Genomic DNA, 18,381 nt, shown 5'->3' with positions numbered 1-18,381 from the left:
GGGCAGCTTGGTCGCTTCCGATCTTGGAAGGCCTCGACCCCATCCCGGCCTCAACTCACACGCGCGAGTCCCTCACACCCACCGCAGGTACGAAGAGCCGGTTATGGAGGAGCGCTTCTCGAGTCGACACCGCCCCAGGCTGTCGGACGGGGGGGTCGATGCCTCGAGCAGACCGACTGCTGGCGGGTACCTGTCGCCCGTAGCGGCCCACTAAGGGACGGGCGGGATGTCGCCCACCTGTTGCGCCATGCCATCCGCGTCATCCCGAACTCGGACGCCCGCCGGTGTGGCGTAGGCAAGAGCGGTGCCATCTCGAAGCCAGGCGGCGTCGATGAGGTCGGTCAGCTTCTGCCGCTCGAGCACGTCCGCGTCATCGGACAGACGGAGGAGCTCGTGGTGCACGTCGTCCTCCCGGTCGACTCGGCTGACCGCTCGCCAAGTGCCGGTGCCGGCCTCGTACGCGACCGCGACGACGCGGCCACCGGGCACCAAATGGGTGGCGCGCTCGACTCCCGCGAGAGTCAGAATCCGAAGGGGCCCGCCGGCCTCAGCAACCGCGACGTGCTCGGCGTCGGCAGCGGCGTCGAGGACACCGAAGGACCGGAGCGAGATGCGGTCACCGACGGACTGAAGATTGCCGTCGGCCAACTGCATGTATCCGCTCCCTTCCAGCAGCGACAAGCTAGGGGTCAGCGCGTGGACGCCTCTGACGCCGGGCAGTGCGCTGACCTGCTCCCCGGAGGAGCCATCGAGCACGACGGCCGGCCCCTTCTCGTATGCGACGGCGACGGTGCCCGCTGCCAGGGCAGTCACCTGCTGCACCCCTGAGCGCGATTCGTTCTGCCAGAGCTGCACGCCGGCCAGTGAGTAGCCGCAGACGCCATGCCGCGCCCACGCGCCCGCCACGATCACCGGATTTTCGGCCGAGATCAGCGCCAGGCGGCGTCCGCCGTAGTCCAGGACCGTATCCACGCTGGCCAGCACGGCTGCCTTGCTCACGGACAGAACGTGCGCCATCCGCTCGAACTCACCGACAACGAACAGGTCCTGCTCCCACGGCGAAGCAGAGACCAGCCGGATGTCCGTCATGCCAACACCCTTGCGCAGGCCAACACCGCGTCTCGTAGCGGCCCACTAAGGGACACGTGGGAGTGACAGCCATTCAGTCGGCAGGTCGCCCGGCCATAGGGTGCCGAGCGTGACTGCGGTCTGGGTTGCTGCCCTCGTCGTGAGCGCCGCGCTGATGGGATGGGGCACCGCGACCGAACTGCGCATGGCGAAGCCCGCAGAACGCATCCCCTTGAGCACTTGGCGACCACAGGGAAGGCCGACCGGCATCCGATGGCTGGCGGCCTTGGGTTCGGGAGGCATCGTCATCGCCTCCCTCATGGTGGCGTCGGAGGACTGGGCAGTCGCCTTTGCCCTAGTCACTGGAGGCGTACTGCTGGCTCTTATCGTCCAGACGGTCTTGCTGCGACGTCACAACCAACAGATCGCTCACCGGCCCTAACGCTCCCTCCTGAACGACCACGCCCGGCCGCCCGTGTCCCCAAGCGGCCCACTATGGGACGTCGCCGCGACGTCTCAGCGGAATGGCGGGGGCTCGTCGAGGCCCATGCGCCTCTGTATTGCGGCGACCAGTCGCAGGACGTCCTCCTCGGCCTGCCTGTCCGGATCGTCATCCCGCAGTTCCGCTGGTGAGTGCTCGACGCGGGCGATGAGCTGGCCGTTGCCGCGGCGGACGAACATGCGGTCGGTGCGGTCGTCACCGATCCAGTACGAGACGTCAAGGATCGGCAGGTCCGCTGAAGACCACCACCGCTGCCACTCGTCGCGTTCCAGCTGCTTGAGCAGGGTGCACAGCTGATCCACGTACGCCGTCGAGACGACACCTAGACCCAGCATGCCGCCGGTGAACCGGATTTCCCGCCACGTGTCATCTCTGATGAGTAGCGACACCGGTGGCCGCGGCTGATCGGGATCGGCCGCCGGCGCGTCGGTGATTAGTTCAGTGAGGGCGGCCGGTGGGGCGTCCGGGCGAAGGGTGAGGGCCTCCAGGCTTGCGGTTCCGTCGTCTGACCAGCGCAGGTATCTCATGGAGCGGGCGAAGCCCTCCCAGGAGGAGCGCCACTCCAACTGGTCAGACCACGTCAGCAGCCGGTCGGCCCCAGTCGTCCGAAGTTGCAGACCCCTGCGCCCCGTTCCGAGCTCCGTGAACTGGAAGGCCGCTCGAACCTCGTGACGGCCGTCGGGGCTGCGCTTCCAGTCTCCGTACCAGGTGAAGACGAGCCCCCGAGCGAGCACGTGGTCCCGGATGTCGTCGAGCGTGCGGGGGTCCCAGCCGCGCAACTCGCCGAGTCGCCCAACTCCTGCGCGCAGCGCGTCCAAAGCCAACAGCGACCGCGGCTGAACGGGGACGTCAGCCACGTGCGGTGGGACACCAACGACGACCGCCTCAAAGCCCCGGCGCTCATCCAGTGCCTCCACCACCACGTCGGGCCGATCAGGCGCAGCGTTCACGAGCAACCGGATCTCCGAGTGACGACCCTGAACCTCGCATTCAGCCAGCCCCTCCATAAACAGGTAGGCGACGCTCTCCCCGACTGCGCATAGGGCCCTGACGGCTGGATCGCCGGCTTCCCCCATCACCTGCACCCGTCTCACGCGCGTCATAACCTCCACCCTCGCATCGCGTTCGACATGCCGGAACGGCCGAAGCATTCAAACGCGGCGCCCCGGATGTCCATCCCTGCGCGCCGGCAGCCGGGCCGGATAGCGGCAGGGGCATCGGCTCCTCCGAGGTGGCCCTAAAGCCGCCTTCAGGGACAGCAGGGCAGCTGCAGCGGCATTCGAGCTTGTGAGTTCCGATGGCCGGCAACGTCCTCGCTGCAGCACTCGATCGGCTGGAATCTTGCGACGCACTCGGTGCTTTCGATTGCCGTGGAGCAGGCTGCAGCCGTGGTGGGTGAGTCGACGTCGCAGCCGGGTGGTCGAAGCGACCGGCTCATCCGTGCATACCGCTGGATCTGCATCGTGGGCGCAGTTGTCGGTGTGATCACGGCCCTTGCCTTCCTTGCTTCCGGCGACGGGTTCATGGCTGCCTTCTTCGCCGTCTTCACCGCGCTGCTGATCCCGGCGTACCTCTGCTTCCGGTGGGCCCTGCGCCGCCGCCCCTGGTGACCCCGTCACTCAGAGTTGCCCTCGTCCGGGGAGCGGCGGCCGCCAGTGACTCGCCCGAGCGCGGGGGGACAGTCCGCAGACAGTCCGCAACTCGGTCGAAATCGGTCGATAACAGCCAGCAGTGCCCGCTGACGAAAGTGCTGCTCAGGCGCGGTTTCCGTCGATGCCCGTCCGCTGCCAATCACCGCGATTTCGTTCCGCTTCAACGTCTGACTCGGCGGTCTCCGCCGTCGCCCCCGACGCGCTCCAGGCGGGCGACAGCGGCAGCCGCCTGCCTCCGGGGCGCGTCAGCCTGGGACGTACGGGGTGCCGCGCCAGGCTGGAGCACACGCCACGCCACGCTCGGTGCCATCAGGCTCGGCGGTGCGGCCAGCAGGTTGGTGACCCGCATGACTGCCCGGGAGACGGTGGGATCGCGGTGCGCCACCCGCTGGGCGCGGCGGACGTAGCGCGAGATCACCCGGTGACCGGGAGGGGGCGTCCCCTCGGTGCCTTCGATGAGCAGGTCTGCGCCGACCACGATCGTCCACGCGCGATCGACGATCTCCGCCGCCTCGCGGTGGTAGGCCGCGCGCACGCGCTCGGGTCCGTGCGCAGCAGCCTCTCCCAGTGCGACCGCTTCCAGTGCAGCGACGCTCATCCCCTGGCCGAACGTGGGGTCGAAGCTGCAGATCGCATCGCCCAGCGCGGCGTAGCCCAGCGGCACCTCCACCTTCTCGAAGCGGCGTCGTCGGCAGTCCGGGAAGCGGTAGGGACGGGGTGGCTCCAACAACGGCCGCCCCTCGAGCAGCGCCGCGACGTCGGGAGAGACGATGGTCCGCGCGTAGGCACGGAACCCGTCCGGGTCCAGCGCAGGCTGCTCCTCGCAGTAGCCGAAGAGCATGACGACCCAGGTGCCGTCCTCCTGCCGGATCGCCACGCCCCCGCGCGGCACCTCCGGGGTCGCGGCCGACACCGCGACGCTGCGGCCGGAGAGGTCACCCTCGTGATGAGCCACGTGGGTAGTCGCGTAGCGCACCCCCACCGAGACCCGCTCCTCCACCGGCGGCGTCAGGCCGAGACGCTCCCACCAGCGCCCGGCGCGGCCCGACCGCCCCGTGGCGTCGACGACGAGGTCGGCCTCGATCGTCCGCTCGTGGCCCGCGTCGTCTCCGACCCTCAGGCCACTCACCCGCTTGCCGGCGGCGACCAGCCCCAGCACGTCGACCCGCGGCTCGACCGCGACGTTCGGGAGCCGGCGGACCATGCGGCGCACCGTGGCCTCGATCAGAGGCCGTGACGCTGCAACTCCGGTGACGCCGATCGCGCAGTCGGCGAGCAGCCCGCCCCCGACCCACCAGCGTCCGTTGCTCCCCATGTCCCCCTCGCTGAGCGCGCCGAGGCGCACCATCTCCTCGGTGAAGCCCGGGAGGAGGGCCTTCATCGACAGCCGCCCTGACGCGAGCAGGCCATGGGCGTGCAGCACCTGCGGGGTCCCACTACGCGCAGCCGGCTCCTCGGGCAGGGGATCGCGGTCGACCACCACCACCCTCCGGGCGTGCGGGGCGAGAGCGGCAGCGGCGAGCAGCCCGCCGAGGCTGGCGCCCGCCACGGCGACGGTCTCGAGCGGACGCGAGCTGCTGGTGGACGACGTGCTGGTGGACGACGTGCTCGACATGGCAGACCTCCGGGATCCGTGGCACTCGGCTGGTGCGCGGGCCACCGTCTGCCCGTCAGGTGCTCACCCGCCAGGTCGGCTGCTGCTCACTTCCTGTCCACCCCGTCAGCCTCGTGCCACGCCCCCCGGGGGCGGCAGCTCGGGCACACCGTGGAGCTCCCACGTCCAGAGGACCCCGACGAGGTCCTCGATCCCGGCCCGGAGATGGCGCCGGTAGGTGCTGAACGGCAACCCGAGGACCTCGGCGGCCCGCTCCTGCGACGGCGCGGCCTTGAGGTAGGTGCGCTCGACCGCGCGGACGCCGGTGCGGGCTCGCTGGTCCTCGGACAGGAGCCCCAGCGCCTGGACGAGCCGGCCACGGAGTCGTGCGAGGGTGTCCTCCGCCCGTGGTGGCGCTGTCGCCGCGCCGGGCAGGGGCCTGGCGAGACGCGAGGCGGACAGCGGGTTGCCCGCGACGCGGTCGGGGCGATGCAGATCTCGGAGGAGCTGCCGCACCGCGTCGGCGAAGTCCGAGTGAGCCAGCGCCACCGTCGACGTCCGGAGCGCGGGGTCCTCGACCTGCCCCACCTCGAGCGGAGCGAGCGACTCCAGCCACTCGGAGAAGTCGCTGCGGCGGAAGTCGCGGCCCCAGATGCCGACCTCGGTGCCGTCCTCCGACAGGTGTCGCCCGAGCCGCTCGAACCCGATGTGACTCCACATCGGCGCCCAGAGAGGTTCGCGCGCCGAGGCCAGCACCACCCACCCCAGGCCGGGCGTGGCCCACGCCCGCAGCGAGATGGCGGCGACCTCGTTCGCCGCGCCGCCGAGCTCGTCGGGGTGCTCACGCTTGGCTGCGACCTGGTACAGCACGACCTCGCCCGGCTCCGGAGGCCGGCGTCGGCCGACCTCCTCGAGGGCGCACGCGGCCACGGGATCGGCCGCACGGCCCTGCTGCGCGACGCGATCGAGCCGGATCGTCGCCAGGGCTCCGGCCAGGTCACCGACGGGCGACTCGATCACGGTGAACGCCTCGGGGAGCGCCTCCACCCAGTGCGCCATCGCACGGCCTCGCTCGGCTTCCTCGGTGCGGGCGTAGAGCTCGGTGACGGCGGCGCGATCCCGGACGCCCATCGGGCGCGTGGTGTACGCGCCGAGCCTGTCGTCGAGGTGCAGACGGTCCTCGGCGGCGCGGTTGTTCCGGTGCAGGTGCAGCAGGTCGTGCGCGGCGCGCTGGTGCGCGGCAGGGTCCTGGGCGCGCTTCATGCGGTCGACCACGACCCGGCGGATCCGACGGTGCAGGTCGAGGAAGGCGTCCGTGTCGCGCCACCTGAGGTCCCGGTCGAGGACGTCACGGACCACGTCGTGCAACGCGAGGCCGTCGGGGTGGGACTCGGCGTACGGACGCTCGCGCAACCAGTCGAGGAGTTCGTCGGCGGCGTCCTCGTCGACCGAGAGCACCTCCCGCAGCAACGCCCGGTCGACTCTGCGGGCGTGCGCGCTGACGTCGAGCGCGTCGCGCTGCCGGGGTCTCGCCACCTCGTCGATGAAGCTGCCGAGGAGTCGGGCAGCGGCGTCGGGGTGGGTGAGCAGAGCCTGGGGCGCAGCGCCGGGAGGGCTGGTCGTCCCACCCTCCACGTACCGGTCGGCGGCGATCGCCAGTGCCAGTGGATGTCCGTGGGTCGCCCCGACGATGTCGGTGACGTCGACATCCGGAGGTATCCCGCGGGCATGCAGCAGGGCGCGGGACTCCGCCGGCGGCAGATTGCGCAGCGGCATCACCTCGACCAGCTGCGACCATGCCGGGTCCCGGCGCCACGCGGGCGGCGGCGACCTGCGCCCCGCCACGACGAGGAACGCCTCGTCCGAGAGCTGGGGCACGAAGGCCTGCCACCACCACGCCTCGAGCGGCGCGAGGGCCTCGAAGCGATCGACCAGCAGCACCGAGCGCCCGACGACGTCGACCGCGGCGTCGGCCGGGCCGGCGCCGCAGCGCGCCGCAGCGCACCGAGGAAGGCGGGCACCGACGGGGCGATGTCCGCCCCGTCGAGGTGCAGGCAGCCGCGATCGCGGTCCGTGGCGAGCAGCTGGCAGCCCTGGAGGAAGGCGCTCTTGCCCACCCCTCCGGGACCGTGGACGTACAGCATGACCGGCCGCTCGGTCGGCGGGGACGCCAGCAGCATGTCGACCCGCGCGAGCTCCTCGCCGCGCCCCACCAGCGCGCGGCGACGGGCTGCCCCGAGCCGGTCGGCGACCGTTCGTCGCACGAGTCCATCGTGGCCGGTCGGCCACGCGCTGACCAGCCTGCCTCTCCTGAACGGCTCGGACGGACAGATCGCGCAGCCGCGGTGAAGGTCCGGCGGCACCGCTGACGGACGAGGAGCGAGCCGTCCGGTCGCACCGCGGTCAGGCGGCGAGCTTGGCGCTCACCTCGGCGAGGCGGCGGCCCTGGTAGCGGGCTGCCGCGAGCTCGGTCTCGGTGACGGACGCGGACTTGCCGCCGGAGGCGTTCGAGACGCCGTACGGGTTGCCGCCGGCCTCGAACAGCAGCGGGTCGGTGTAGCCGGGCGGCACGATGACGGCGCCGAAGTGCGAGAAGACGTTGAACAGCGTGAGGATCGTCGACTCGTTGCCGCCGTGGACGTTCTGCGCGCTGGTGAAGGCGGTCGCGCCCTTGTTCGCGAGCTTCCCGTCGAACCACAGGCCGCCGAGCGTGTCGAGGAACTGCTTCAGCTGGCCGGCCGGGGTGCCGAACCGGGTGGGGGTGCCCAGCGCGTACCCGTCGGCCCACTCCATGTCCTCCGGGGAGGCCACCTCGACCTCGTCGGCCGTGGCGTCCACGTGCGCCCGCCACATCGGGTTCGAGTCGATGGCCTCCTCCGGGGCGAGCTCCGGCACGCGGCGCAGGCGCACCTCGGCGCCGGCCTCGCGGGCGCCGTCGGCCAGCGCCGCGGCCAGCTGGTGCACGTTGCCGGTGGACGAGTAGTAGATGACAGCGATCTTGGTCATGTCTCTCCCTTGCTCGGGTCGTTCGGTCGGGGTGGCTCGTGCTGCTCCCGCCGGCCGCAGGGGCGGCGGGCACGTCGGTGGGGGCGCCCGGGACTGCGCCGGGGGCCGGTCAGGCGGCGAGGGTCGCGTGCATCTCCCACACGAGGACCTCCGCGGCCTCCAGCGCGGTGACGCGCCGCCCGCCGGTCGCGGTGAGGCGGGCCGCGTCGCCGGTGGCGAGGTCGCCGGTCCCCTCGAGAGTCACGGACCCGCGGGGCACGAAGAGGTGCAGGAAGGGGGCGTCGGGCAGCTCGACGGACTGGCCCGGCCGCAGCCGGGCGGCGTGCAGCGCGGCGTACCGGTTGCGGATGGCGATGGCCGCCGCGTCCCGGTGCCCCGGCATGCCGGAGGCCACGGGCACCAGCCCGCCGGCGAGCAGCGCGTCGTCGATCTCCCGCTGCTCGTACCCGGGGGTGGTGCCGCTCTCGTCGGGGACCACCCACATCTGCACGAAGTGCACCGGGTCCTGGTGGACGTCGCCCTGCAGCCGCCAGGAGTCGTTCTTCTCGCTGTGCAGGATGCCGGTGCCGGCGCTCATCCGCTGCGCCAGCCCGGGGTAGATGACGCCGCTGTGGCCGGTCGAGTCCTGGTGCACCAGCGACCCCCGCAGCACCCAGGTCACGATCTCCATGTCCCGGTGGGGGTGGGTCTCGAAGCCGCTGCCGGCCGTCACCACGTCGTCGTTGTTGACCAGCAGCAGGCCGTGGTGGGTGTTGCGCGGATCGCGGTGCCGGCCGAAGGAGAACGAGTGCTTGCTGTCCAGCCAGGAGATGCGGGTGGCCGCCCGGTCGGCGGCGCGGCGGACCTCGACGCCCGGGACGAGGGGGGTGCTTGTCACGACGGGTCCTCCGGTCGGACGGTGGGCGGTGCGCGCACGGCGTACAGATACATGATGTGTCATGTACGTCCGCGCTAAACTCCATGACGGGTCATATTTCTTCCGGCGGCGAGGTGGGGCGCGTGACGCGGTGGCTCGACGAGCACGAGCAGCGGGCCTGGCGCGGGCTGCTGCGGATGACCTCGCGCCTGGACGCGCGGCTGAACCGGGAGCTGCAGCGGACCTCGGGCCTGTCCCTGGCCGACTACGACGTCCTGGTCCTCCTGAGCGAGACCGAGGGCGGCCGGATGCGGGTCTTCGAGGTGGTGGAGGCGCTGCAGTGGGAGCAGAGCCGGCTGTCGCACCACCTCGCGCGGATGCAGCGCCGCGGCCTCGTGGCGCGCGAGGAGTGCAGCACCGACCGGCGCGGCGCCTTCGTCGTCCTCGGCGAGGCCGGCCGGGACGCCATCGAGCGGGCGGCGCCGGCGCACGTGGAGGTGGTCCGGCGCCTGGTCTTCGACGGGCTGACCGAGCAGCAGGTGGCCGCGCTCGACGTGATCGCGACGACCGTGCTCGCTCGGCTCGGGCCCGGCCGGCCGGGAGAGGGTGCCGATACGGCGGGCGCGCTGCCCGCGGCGCTCAGCGGGGGTCGCGCCCGATGAAGGCCAGCAGCCTCGTCTGCGGGTCGGCGTCGTCGGGCACCGGCACGCGCGGGCCGTACTGACCGCTCGCGCGCAGCAGCTCGTCCATCGGCTCCATGCCCTCGAGCATCGCCGCGCAGCGCCCGGGGTCCAGCGTCTCGTCCTGACCGGTCGCCCGGGCCAGGTCCCAGCTGTGCAGGAAGACGTCGGCGGTGAAGAACCGCGACACCGCCTGCGGCAGCGGGACGTCGCCGGTGTGCGGGTTGCGGACGACGAGCTCCGCGGACGCCGGGTCGTCGAGCAGCGCCTGCACGCCGTCGCTGAACGTCCGCCAGGCGGCTCCCGGGTCGTCGGCCACCGGAGGGCCGGTGGGCAGCTCCACCCCGGCGCCGGCGCGCAGGAACCCGGGGAACCACCCGACCAGGTGCCCGACGACGTCCCGGGCGGTCCAGCCGGCGACGGGGGAGGGCCGGTTCCAGGCCGCGGCGTCGGGCACGCCCTCGACGAGCCGGGTGAACCGGCCGGCGATCTCGCGGTACTCCTCGGCGGGGGTCTGGTCGGCGTCCATCCCGGGCTCCCTCCTCCGGTGGTCGGTCACCGGTACGACTCCTCCGCGTGCGGGGAAGTCATCGGTCGGACGGAGCTCAGCTGCCCGCCGGGCCGGTGAACGGCGCCCGGTCGAAGAACGCCGCGTCCAGCTCGGCCTGCGTGTGCCCGGCCCACTCGGCGATGACGGCGTAGAGCGCCTTGTCCTGCTGGTTGAACAGGTACCACTGCCACACCAGCGGCTGGCCGTCGGCGTTGAACAGCCGGACCCCCGCGCGGGTCGTGGTGTCGGTGCCCCAGCTCTCCGGCGAGGTACGGGCGTCCTCCTGCTCCAGCTCGGCCCGCCGGGCGTCGCGGGCGGCGACGTCGGGGTAGTGCGCCACCTCCACGGTCATGCCGTTCGGGTACTGGCAGGTCAGGCCGAGGTCGGCGTGCACGTCGAGCGCGAACGACGTCGGCACGCAGGTGCCGCCCGCCCAGCCCTCGCCGTCCGGGGTCGCCGGCAGCAGGCTCGGGAAGTCGTCGACGACGAACTGCAGCTCGCCCCACGGGCCGGTCGCCGCCCCCTCCGTGGTCCCCGCCGCGCCCGTCGCCGACGGCGAGGACTCCGCCGCCGTCGAGTCGGTGCGCCAGGGCGCGAGCGCCACCAGCAGTCCCACGGCGAGGACGGCGACCACGGCGGCCGCGACCACGCCGGCCACCAGCCGGTTCCGGCCGGGCCGCACGGTCGGGGGCAGCGGCGGCGGGGGAGGCGGGGGGAACCGGCCCACCGCGGTCTCGGCGGCCGGCGCGCGGGCCGGCCAGCAGCCGCGCGCGGCCGCGACGAGCTCGGCGCACGAGCCGTACCGGTGCGCCGGGTCCTTGGCCATGGCCCGGGCCAGCACCCCGGTGATCGGTGGCGGCAGGTCCGGGCGGACGGCGCGCGGGTCGGGCGGCGGGGCGGTGACCACCGCGTAGAGCGCCGCGGGCAGGGTCTCGGCGGTGAGGGCCCGCCGCCCGGTGAGCAGCTCGAAGAGGACGGCGCCCAGGGCGTAGACGTCGGCGCGGGAGTCGACGCGGCCGCCGGACACCTGCTCGGGCGCGGCGTACGCCAGCGACGCGGTGACCTCGCCGGTCTGCGTCAGCACCGAGGACGACGCGGTGTCCTGCCCGATGCCGAAGTCCGTCAGCACCACCCGCTCGCCACCGCCGGGCAGCACCGCGAGCAGGACGTTGGCCGGCTTCACGTCGCGGTGTACGAGCCCGCAGGCGTGCGCGTGGTCCAGCGCCGCGCCGACGGCCGCCACGATGGCCAGGGCGCGCTCGGGCGGCGCCGCGCCGTCCCGCGCCAGCACGGTCGCCAGGTCCGGCCCCGCCACGTACTGCATGGCGATCCACAGCAGGCCGTCCTGCGTCCCGCGGTCGAGGACGTCGACGACGTTGGGGTGCGACAGCCGGCTGACCAGCTCCGCCTCCCGCTCGAAGCGGGCGCGCACCCCCGGGGTGGCCGCCAGCCCGGTGTGCAGGACCTTGAGCGCGACGTGCCGGGGGAGCGTCGGGTGGCGGGCCAGGTAGACCGCGCCCATCCCGCCGCTGCCCAGCCGCCGCTCCACGACGTAGCCGCCGATGCCGGTGCCCGGCTCGATGTCCACTGCGCGCCCCCGTCGTCGGCGTCGCCGGCCGCCCGGCGTGCAGCGCAGTGTCCGGATCCGGCGGCCCGCCGTCCAGAGGTCGCCGGGCGTGTGCAGATCCGTCCGTGCAGGTCGGAAGGGGAGCCTGGCCTGCGTCCGCCGCTGCGCGCGGCCCTTCACCCGGCGTGAGGACGCGGCGCGGGTGAGTCCGTAACGACTCGGCAACTCCCCAGGTCGGGGTGCCGATCCGGCCCCACGTCACGGGTGACGGCGGGTCACGCCTGCGGTGGAGTCTCGTGGCACGACGTCCAGGGGTCCCGAGAGGAAGACACCGTGCCCGACGCACTCACCCGCCGCGACGCACTCAAGGTCGGCGCACTCGCCTCCGCCGCGCTGACCCTGCCGCTCGTGACCACGCTGCGTGCCTCGTCGGTCTCGCAGATGGCCGCGAGCAAGCTACCGCGGCCCTACAGCCTGCCCTTCCGGACCCCACCGGTCGCGCAGCCGGTCATGACGGCGACCGGCGCCCGCTACCGGATCGAGCAGCGGCTGCTCACCCCGGAGATCATCCCGGGCTACCGCACGCCGGTGTTCGGCTACTACGACACCATCGGTGGAGCCGGTGGCGCACCCGGACCGACGATCGTCGCCCGGCAGGGTCAGCCCGCCGTCGTCCGGCAGGTCAACGCGCTCCCGCGGGACCACCCCGCGCTGCGGTACCGGGACTGGACGTCCACCCACCTGCACGGCTCGCCGTCGCGGCCCCAGTTCGACGGGTACGCCAGCGACATCACCCAGCCCGGGCAGTGGAAGGACTACGTCTACGAGAACCGGATGAGCGCCCGGACGCTCTGGTACCACGACCACGGCGTCCACCACACCGCGGAGAACGCCTACATGGGCCTGGCCGCGATGTACGTGTGCACCGACCCGGTCGAGCGGGCGCTGCCGCTGCCCAAGGGCGAGTTCGACCTGCCCCTGGTCATCACCGACAAGGCCTTCACCTCCGACGGCTCGCTGCTGTTCAACGACAACAGCCACTCCTCGACCTTCGGCGACGTCGTCCTGGTCAACGGGGTGCCGTGGCCCACGCTGCGGGTCACGCGGCGCAAGTACCGGTTCCGCATCCTCAACGCCTCGGTCTCCCGGGCCTACAAGCTGGCCATGAGCGACGGGTCGCCGATGACGGTCGTCGGCACGGACGGCGGCCTGATGCCCGCCCCGCAGTCCACCACCGGCTTCCGCATCGGCATGGCCGAGCGCTACGAGGTGGTCGTCGACTTCAGCCGGTACTCCGCCGGCGCGCGGGTGCAGCTGGTCAACCGCGGGGTGCCCAACGCCCCGGACTACGACAACACCGACAAGATCATGCGGTTCGAGGTCACCGGCGACGCGTTCCCCACGACCGACAACGCCGTCCCGGAGGTGCTGGACCCCACGGCCGCCCGCGGCGTGATGAGCCTGCGCCCGCAGGGCGCCATCCGGCGGGAGATGCGGCTGGAGCGCTCCAACGGCGAGTGGCAGATCAGCGGCGTCACGTGGCGCGACATCGAGGAGTCCGGCTACCACCTGGAGTTCGCCACCGTGCAGCCCGGCACCACCGAGGTGTGGACGATCCGGAACAACTCGGGAGGCTGGTTCCACCCGCTGCACATCCACCTCGTGGACTTCCAGGTGCTCAGCCGCAACGGCGCGCCGCCGCCGGTGCACGAGCGGGGCCCCAAGGACGTCGTCTACACCGGGGAGAACGAGCGGGTCGACCTGCTCATGCGCTTCCACCAGGCCGGCGACCCGAACGCCGCCGACCCGGCCCGGAGACCCGAGGAGCTCGCGTACCCCGAGGACCACGGCCGGTACATGGTCCACTGCCACAACCTCACCCACGAGGACCACGACATGATGACCCAGTTCTGCGTGGGCGCCGACACCGCCGACGTCGACCCGATCTCGGCCGCGCCGGCCACCGACCGGCCGGAGGACTGACCCCGTCAGACCCGGCCGCGCAGGATGCGCCGCCAGTACACCTGCGGCAGCGCGTACCGGTCGAACCACCACGTCGCCCGGCGCGGGCGGACCGGGTCCAGGAACGGCACCGACGGGGTGAGCCGGCCGTCGCGGTCGACCTCGGCGAGGGTGAGCGTCCGGCGGCCCACCGTGATCGGCATGACCGTGTAGCCGTCGTAGCGCTGCAGGTCCCCGCCGTCCCGCGCCGCCGCGAGGTTCGCGCTCAGGACGGCGACCTGCTTGCGCAGGGCACCGCCCGAGGGGCGGGTCCGCAGGTCGGCGGCGTCGCCCAGCCCCCAGATCGCCGGGTGACCGCGGTGCCGCAGGGTGACCGGGTCGACGTCCACCAGGCCCGGGTCGTCGTCGGCCGCCAGGCCGCTGCCGGCGATCCACCGCGGCGCCCGGTACCGCGGCACGGCGTGGGCGACGGCGACGTCCTCGAGCACCCGCCGTCCGCCCGGCCCGTCGACCGTGACGCTGTGCAGGTCGGCGTCCACCCTCTCGATCCGGCTGCTCCTCAGCACGTCCACGCCGTAGCCGGCGAAGGCGCGCTCGAGCACCTCGTCGGCGCGCGGCACCCGGGTCACCACCGCCTCGGGCAGCACCAGCGTGACGCGCAGGTCGGCCAGCACGCCGGTGCGCCGCCAGCGGTCGCACGCCAGGAACAGCGGCTTGAGCGCCGTCGGCCCGCAGGACGCCGGCTCCGGCGGCACGGTGAAGACGACGGAACCGGAGCGCAGCCCCGACAGCAGCGGCCAGACCCGCGGGGTGCTGCCCGGCACGTAGGTCGAGGCGGCCCACCCGTCGGCGTAGGCCTCCTGCAGGCCCGGGGTGGCCGCCCAGTCCTCAACCAGCCCCGGGCACAGCACCAGCGTGGAGTACCGGAGCGTGCGCCCTCGTCGCGTGCGGACGGTCGAGGCGTCCGGGTCGACGGCGTCGACGGCGTCGCGGATCCAGGTGCACCCCTCGGGGACGACGTCGGCCATGGGCCGCTCCAGGTCGGCCATGGTGGCCTCGCCGCCGCCGACGTAGTTGAGCAGCGGCTTGTACCGGTGCACCGGCTGCGGCGCGACGACGGTGACCCCGCCGGCGCCGTCCCGCAGCAGCTTCGCCGCCAGCGAGATGCCGGCGTTGCCGCCGCCCACGACCAGGACCTCGTGCTGCTCCTCGTTCGTCACCTCCGACCACTTCCCCGCCGCCTTCGGTTGCACACGACCGATCTGGGGTTGCCGCCGTGTCGCGACGGGTCGATCCTCCCGCCATGGCCGCAGCCCGAGGTCCCCACGTCGAAGAGGCGCCGAAGACGACCCGCAAGGTCGACCTCGCCTACTACGAGAAGGAGCTGGCCCGCCTGCAGGTGGAGCTGGTCAAGCAGCAGGAGTACATCCGCGCGAAGGGCCTGCGGGTCGTCGTCGTCTTCGAGGGGCGCGACGCGGCGGGGAAGGGCGGCGCGATCCAGCGGATCACCGAGACGCTCAACCCCCGTGCCGCCCGGATCGTGGCGCTGCCCGCCCCCAGCGACGTCGAGCGGGGGCAGTGGTACTTCCAGCGCTACGTGGCGCACCTGCCCACCCGCGGCGAGATGGTCCTGTTCGACCGGTCCTGGTACAACCGCGCCGGCGTGGAGCGGGTCATGGGGTTCTGCACCGACGAGGAGTACGTGGAGTTCCTCCGCGCGTGCCCGGAGTTCGAGCGCATGCTCGTGCGCAGCGGCATCGTGCTGGTCAAGTACTGGTTCTCGGTCAGCGACACCGAGCAGGAGCGGCGCTTCCAGTCGCGCCTCAAGGACCCCACCCGCCGGTGGAAGCTCAGCCCGATGGACCTCGAGGCGCGCAACCGCTGGGTCGAGTTCTCCCGCGCCAAGGACGCGATGTTCGCCGCCACCGACATCCCCGAGGCGCCCTGGTGGGTGGTCGACGCCGAGGTGAAGAAGCGGGCCCGGCTCAACGTGATCCACCACCTGCTGGGCCAGGTGCCCTACGAGGACCTCACGCCGGTGCCGCCGAAGCTGCCGCCGCGGCCGGAGATCACCGACGACTACGTCCGGCCGCCGCGGGAGATCCAGAAGTTCGTGCCCGACGTCGTCCCCTGATCCGCTCAGGTCTGCAGCGGCGTCAGCTCCGCGGCGAACTCGTCGATCCAGCGCGGCCACGACGCCGGCGGGGAGGCGGGGCGGACGACGAACTTGCTCAGCCCGGCGTCCACGTGCGCGGCGAGCACCCGGCGGGCCTCCGCCCAGCCCGAGGGGACCAGCGAGCGCGGGTCGAGGCCGGGCCGGCGCCCGGCGATGCTGCGCAGCAGCCGCTCGTCGGGCTCGCCGGCCGCGACCGGCAGGCTGAGGCCGAAGTGCTCGGGATCGACCTCGCGGCCGGCCTCGGCGGCCGCCTGCCGGATGGTGGCGACGGCGGCGTCGTCGAGGGTGAAGAACTCGCCGCGGTGGGTGACCCGCTCCTCGGTGAGCAGCCGGCGCACCAGGGCCAGTGACTCGTCGACGACGTCGCCGCGGCGGCCCTCGGGGACGGGGAACCACGCCCGCTCGGGGGCGCGCGCCGGCTGCAGCCCGAAGACCGGCAGGACGCGGCCCGGGGCGAGCGCGGCCAGGGACGCGAGCTGCTTGGCCACCAGCACCGGGTGCCGGCCGGGCAGCACGCCGACCCCGCTGCCGACCCTGAGCCGGGTGGTGCGGGCCACCGCGAACGCCTGCCCGACGACCGGGTCGACCACCGGGGCCGCCACCTGCTCGGAGAACCACAGCGAGTCCAGCCGCAGCTCCTCCAGCCGGTCCACGATCGCGGCGAGGTCGTCGCCCGGACCGAGCGGTCCCAGCCCGATGCCGAAGCGGACCTTCACCCCGACCACCCGTCCCGATGCGTCCCGATCTCCTCCGGCGACACTAGTGACGGGCCACCCGCCGTGCTGCCCCCGCCGGGACGGCCGGGCACGATCCGGTCATGGCACCGACACCGGAGCAGGGCGGCCACGGCGGCACGGCGTTCGTCCTGGGCGGCGGCGGGCTGCTCGGCGCGGCCGAGGTGGGGATGCTCCAGGCGCTGCTCGAGCACGGCGTCCGCCCGGACCTGGTCGTGGGCACCTCCGTGGGGGCGATCAACGGGGCCCTGCTGGCCGCCGCGCCCGAACCGGGCACCGTCGACCGGCTCCGCGAGGTCTGGCAGGACCTGGCCGCCCGCGGCGTCTTCGCCGGGTCGGTGCTCGCGAGGGTGGGCACCCTGGTGCGGACGCGCACGCACCTGCACCCGCGCGAGCCGCTGCGGGAGCTGCTCGCCGAGCACCTGCCGGTGGAGACCTTCGCCGGGCTGCGGGTCCCGTTCCAGTGCGTCGCGGCGAGCATCGAGCGGGCGGCCGAGCACTGGTTCACCGAGGGACCGCTCGTCGACGCCGTGCTCGCCTCGTGCGCCGTCCCCGGGCTGCTGCCGCCGGTGGAGGTGGGCGGCGAGCACTACGTCGACGGCGGGCTGGTGCACAGCATCCCGGTGGGCCGGGCCGTGGCGCTCGGCGCGGACACGGTCTACGTGCTGCACGTGGGCCGCATCGACCGCCCGCTGCGCCCGCCGGCGCGGCCGTGGGAGGTCGCCCAGGTCGCCTTCGAGATCGCCCGCCGGCACCGCTTCTCCGCCGACCTCGCCGCGCTGCCGGCCGACGTCACGCTGCACGTCCTGCCCTCCGGCGAGGAGGGGCCGCCGTCGGCCGGCAGCCTGCGCGACCTGCGCTACCGGGACTTCTCCGCGGTACCCGGCCGGATCGACCGGGCCCACGCGGCCGCCCGCGCCTACCTCGACCGGACGGCCTGACGTGCTGCCGCCCCGGCCGGTGCGCCGGCTCGCCGGCCCCGCGGTGCTGGGCGCCCTGGTGGCCGGCGTGCTGCTGCTGCCGGTCCTGGTGCTCGTCGCGGCGGTGGCCTCGCTGTGGTTGCCGGGCCGGTGGCGCGCGCTGCGGCTGCTGTGCTTCGCGCTGGTCTACCTGGCCCTGCAGGTGGCGGGTCAGGTCGCCGCGGGGGTGCTGTGGGTGCTCGGCGGCTTGGGGCGCAGGCGCGACAGCGCGGCGTGGCGCGCCGCCCACTACACCGTCCTGCGGCTCCTGCTCGACGTGCTCATGCGGGTGGCGCGCCGGCTGTTCGCGCTGCGGCTGGTCACCGACGGGGAGTCCTGGTCGCCGCTGGACGACGGGGTGCCCGGCTCGACCAACGCGATGGTGGTCCTCTCCCGGCACGCCGGCCCCGGCGACTCGTTCCTGCTGGTGCACACGCTCATGGACCGCGACCACCTGCGCCGGCCCCGCATCGTGCTCAAGGAGGCCCTGCAGCTCGACCCGATGATCGACGTCCTGCTCAACCGGCTGCCCAACCACTTCGTCTCGGCCAGCGAGCCGGTCGACCGGGCGACGGGGGCGATCGGCGACCTGGCCCGCGACCTGGGCGAGGAGGACGCGCTGCTGATCTTCCCCGAGGGGGCCAACTTCACCGCGGGTCGCCGGTCGCGGCTCATCCAGCGGTTCCGCGATCGCGGCCAGGACGCGGCCGCGCTCCGGGCCGAGGCGCTCCGGCACGTGCTGCCCCCGCGTCCGGCCGGGGTCACCGCGGCCCTGCGGGCGGCGCCGCACGCCGACGTCGTCTTCGTCGCGCACACCGGCCTGGACCACCTGAACACGGTCGGCGACCTGTGGCGGGAGCTGCCGATGGACAAGACGCTGCACCTGCGCTGGTGGTTCGTGCCCGCCGCCGACGTCCCCCGCGACGACGCGGAGCTCGCCGACTGGCTGCACTGCTGGTGGACGACGATCGACGACTGGGTCGGTGAGACCTCGGCGGCGGGGGGGGGGGGGGGGGGGGGGCGGGGGGGGGGGGGCGGGGGGGGGGGCGGGGGCGGCGGGGGGGGCGGGCCGCGG

The 18,381-nt window shown here is 73.5% G+C and carries 17 protein-coding genes and 1 pseudogene; 7 read left to right on the top strand and 11 right to left on the bottom strand.

What is annotated here, in order from left to right:
• Positions 1 to 210 precede the first annotated feature (210 nt).
• Positions 211 to 1,089 carry a hypothetical protein gene (locus ACK586_RS11400; protein WP_409330594.1) on the bottom strand — a complete coding sequence of 293 codons (879 nt, stop codon included), beginning with the start codon at positions 1,087 to 1,089 and terminating at the stop codon, positions 211 to 213.
• 109 nt (positions 1,090 to 1,198) lie between these two features.
• Here ACK586_RS11400 and ACK586_RS11395 point away from each other — a divergent pair, with 109 nt between their 5' ends.
• Complete coding sequence (locus tag ACK586_RS11395; RefSeq protein ID WP_409330593.1) at positions 1,199 to 1,510, top strand: hypothetical protein; 312 nt, start codon at positions 1,199 to 1,201, stop codon at positions 1,508 to 1,510.
• A gap of 74 nt (positions 1,511 to 1,584) precedes the next feature.
• Here the strand turns inward: ACK586_RS11395 and ACK586_RS11390 are convergent, their stop codons facing one another.
• Positions 1,585 to 2,664 (bottom strand): hypothetical protein, encoded by a 1,080-nt coding sequence (locus ACK586_RS11390; protein WP_409330592.1) that lies wholly within the window; start codon positions 2,662 to 2,664, stop codon positions 1,585 to 1,587.
• Positions 2,665 to 3,051: 387 nt separating this feature from the next.
• On the opposite strand from ACK586_RS11390, the gene ACK586_RS11385 reads away from it, so the two are divergent.
• Positions 3,052 to 3,180: a hypothetical protein gene (locus ACK586_RS11385; RefSeq protein ID WP_409330591.1), complete on the top strand. Its 129-nt coding sequence runs from the start codon at positions 3,052 to 3,054 to the stop codon at positions 3,178 to 3,180.
• A gap of 202 nt (positions 3,181 to 3,382) precedes the next feature.
• Here ACK586_RS11385 and ACK586_RS11380 read toward each other — a convergent pair whose 3' ends face one another.
• From ACK586_RS11380 to ACK586_RS11360, 5 genes and pseudogenes are all read right to left on the bottom strand, one after another.
• Complete coding sequence (locus ACK586_RS11380) at positions 3,383 to 4,837, bottom strand: NAD(P)/FAD-dependent oxidoreductase (protein ID WP_409330590.1); 1,455 nt, start codon at positions 4,835 to 4,837, stop codon at positions 3,383 to 3,385.
• A gap of 105 nt (positions 4,838 to 4,942) precedes the next feature.
• Positions 4,943 to 6,757, bottom strand: a complete 1,815-nt coding sequence (locus ACK586_RS11375) for a hypothetical protein (protein ID WP_409330598.1) — start codon at positions 6,755 to 6,757, stop codon at positions 4,943 to 4,945.
• Positions 6,758 to 6,795: 38 nt separating this feature from the next.
• Positions 6,796 to 7,029: pseudogene (locus ACK586_RS11370) on the bottom strand (ATP-binding protein); the annotation flags it as partial.
• A 190-nt stretch (positions 7,030 to 7,219) separates the two neighbouring features.
• Complete coding sequence (gene wrbA, locus ACK586_RS11365; protein WP_409330589.1) at positions 7,220 to 7,822, bottom strand: NAD(P)H:quinone oxidoreductase; 603 nt, start codon at positions 7,820 to 7,822, stop codon at positions 7,220 to 7,222.
• Between the two features lie 109 nt (positions 7,823 to 7,931).
• Positions 7,932 to 8,699 (bottom strand): pirin family protein, encoded by a 768-nt coding sequence (locus ACK586_RS11360; RefSeq protein WP_409330588.1) that lies wholly within the window; start codon positions 8,697 to 8,699, stop codon positions 7,932 to 7,934.
• Between the two features lie 122 nt (positions 8,700 to 8,821).
• Here ACK586_RS11360 and ACK586_RS11355 point away from each other — a divergent pair, with 122 nt between their 5' ends.
• Positions 8,822 to 9,340, top strand: coding sequence for a MarR family winged helix-turn-helix transcriptional regulator (locus tag ACK586_RS11355; RefSeq protein WP_409330587.1), 519 nt, complete (start codon positions 8,822 to 8,824; stop codon positions 9,338 to 9,340).
• On the opposite strand, the gene ACK586_RS11350 is transcribed toward ACK586_RS11355, so the two are convergent.
• Both ACK586_RS11350 and ACK586_RS11345 read right to left on the bottom strand, forming a co-directional pair.
• Positions 9,318 to 9,887, bottom strand: a complete 570-nt coding sequence (locus tag ACK586_RS11350; RefSeq protein WP_409330586.1) for a TIGR03086 family metal-binding protein — start codon at positions 9,885 to 9,887, stop codon at positions 9,318 to 9,320. The genes ACK586_RS11355 and ACK586_RS11350 overlap by 23 nt on opposite strands.
• Positions 9,888 to 9,963: 76 nt before the next feature.
• Entirely contained in the window at positions 9,964 to 11,496 is a 1,533-nt protein-coding gene (locus ACK586_RS11345; RefSeq protein ID WP_409330585.1) for a serine/threonine-protein kinase, read from the bottom strand.
• A 312-nt stretch (positions 11,497 to 11,808) separates the two neighbouring features.
• Here ACK586_RS11345 and ACK586_RS11340 point away from each other — a divergent pair, with 312 nt between their 5' ends.
• On the top strand, positions 11,809 to 13,458 hold the full coding sequence (locus tag ACK586_RS11340) for a multicopper oxidase family protein (RefSeq protein ID WP_409330584.1): 1,650 nt from the start codon (positions 11,809 to 11,811) through the stop codon (positions 13,456 to 13,458).
• A 5-nt stretch (positions 13,459 to 13,463) separates the two neighbouring features.
• Here the strand turns inward: ACK586_RS11340 and ACK586_RS11335 are convergent, their stop codons facing one another.
• On the bottom strand, positions 13,464 to 14,657 hold the full coding sequence (locus ACK586_RS11335) for an NAD(P)/FAD-dependent oxidoreductase (protein WP_409330583.1): 1,194 nt from the start codon (positions 14,655 to 14,657) through the stop codon (positions 13,464 to 13,466).
• An 83-nt stretch (positions 14,658 to 14,740) separates the two neighbouring features.
• On the opposite strand from ACK586_RS11335, the gene ppk2 reads away from it, so the two are divergent.
• Positions 14,741 to 15,571, top strand: a complete 831-nt coding sequence (gene ppk2, locus ACK586_RS11330) for a polyphosphate kinase 2 (RefSeq protein WP_409330582.1) — start codon at positions 14,741 to 14,743, stop codon at positions 15,569 to 15,571.
• 5 nt (positions 15,572 to 15,576) lie between these two features.
• Here the strand turns inward: ppk2 and ACK586_RS11325 are convergent, their stop codons facing one another.
• Positions 15,577 to 16,329, bottom strand: a complete 753-nt coding sequence (locus ACK586_RS11325) for an LLM class flavin-dependent oxidoreductase (RefSeq protein WP_409330581.1) — start codon at positions 16,327 to 16,329, stop codon at positions 15,577 to 15,579.
• 101 nt (positions 16,330 to 16,430) lie between these two features.
• Here ACK586_RS11325 and ACK586_RS11320 point away from each other — a divergent pair, with 101 nt between their 5' ends.
• Positions 16,431 to 17,288 (top strand): patatin-like phospholipase family protein, encoded by an 858-nt coding sequence (locus tag ACK586_RS11320; RefSeq protein WP_409330580.1) that lies wholly within the window; start codon positions 16,431 to 16,433, stop codon positions 17,286 to 17,288.
• Position 17,289: 1 nt separating this feature from the next.
• Positions 17,290 to 18,381 (top strand): lysophospholipid acyltransferase family protein (locus ACK586_RS11315; protein ID WP_409330579.1); only part of this gene is annotated, 1,092 nt, incomplete at its 3' end.

The organism is Trujillonella humicola (genome assembly GCF_046233715.1).
In the GTDB taxonomy this organism is placed as follows: Bacteria; Actinomycetota; Actinomycetes; order Mycobacteriales; family Geodermatophilaceae; genus Trujillonella; species Trujillonella humicola.
The sequence above is the reverse complement of the archived record's forward strand: the minus strand, read 5'-3'. Positions and strand labels throughout refer to the sequence as shown.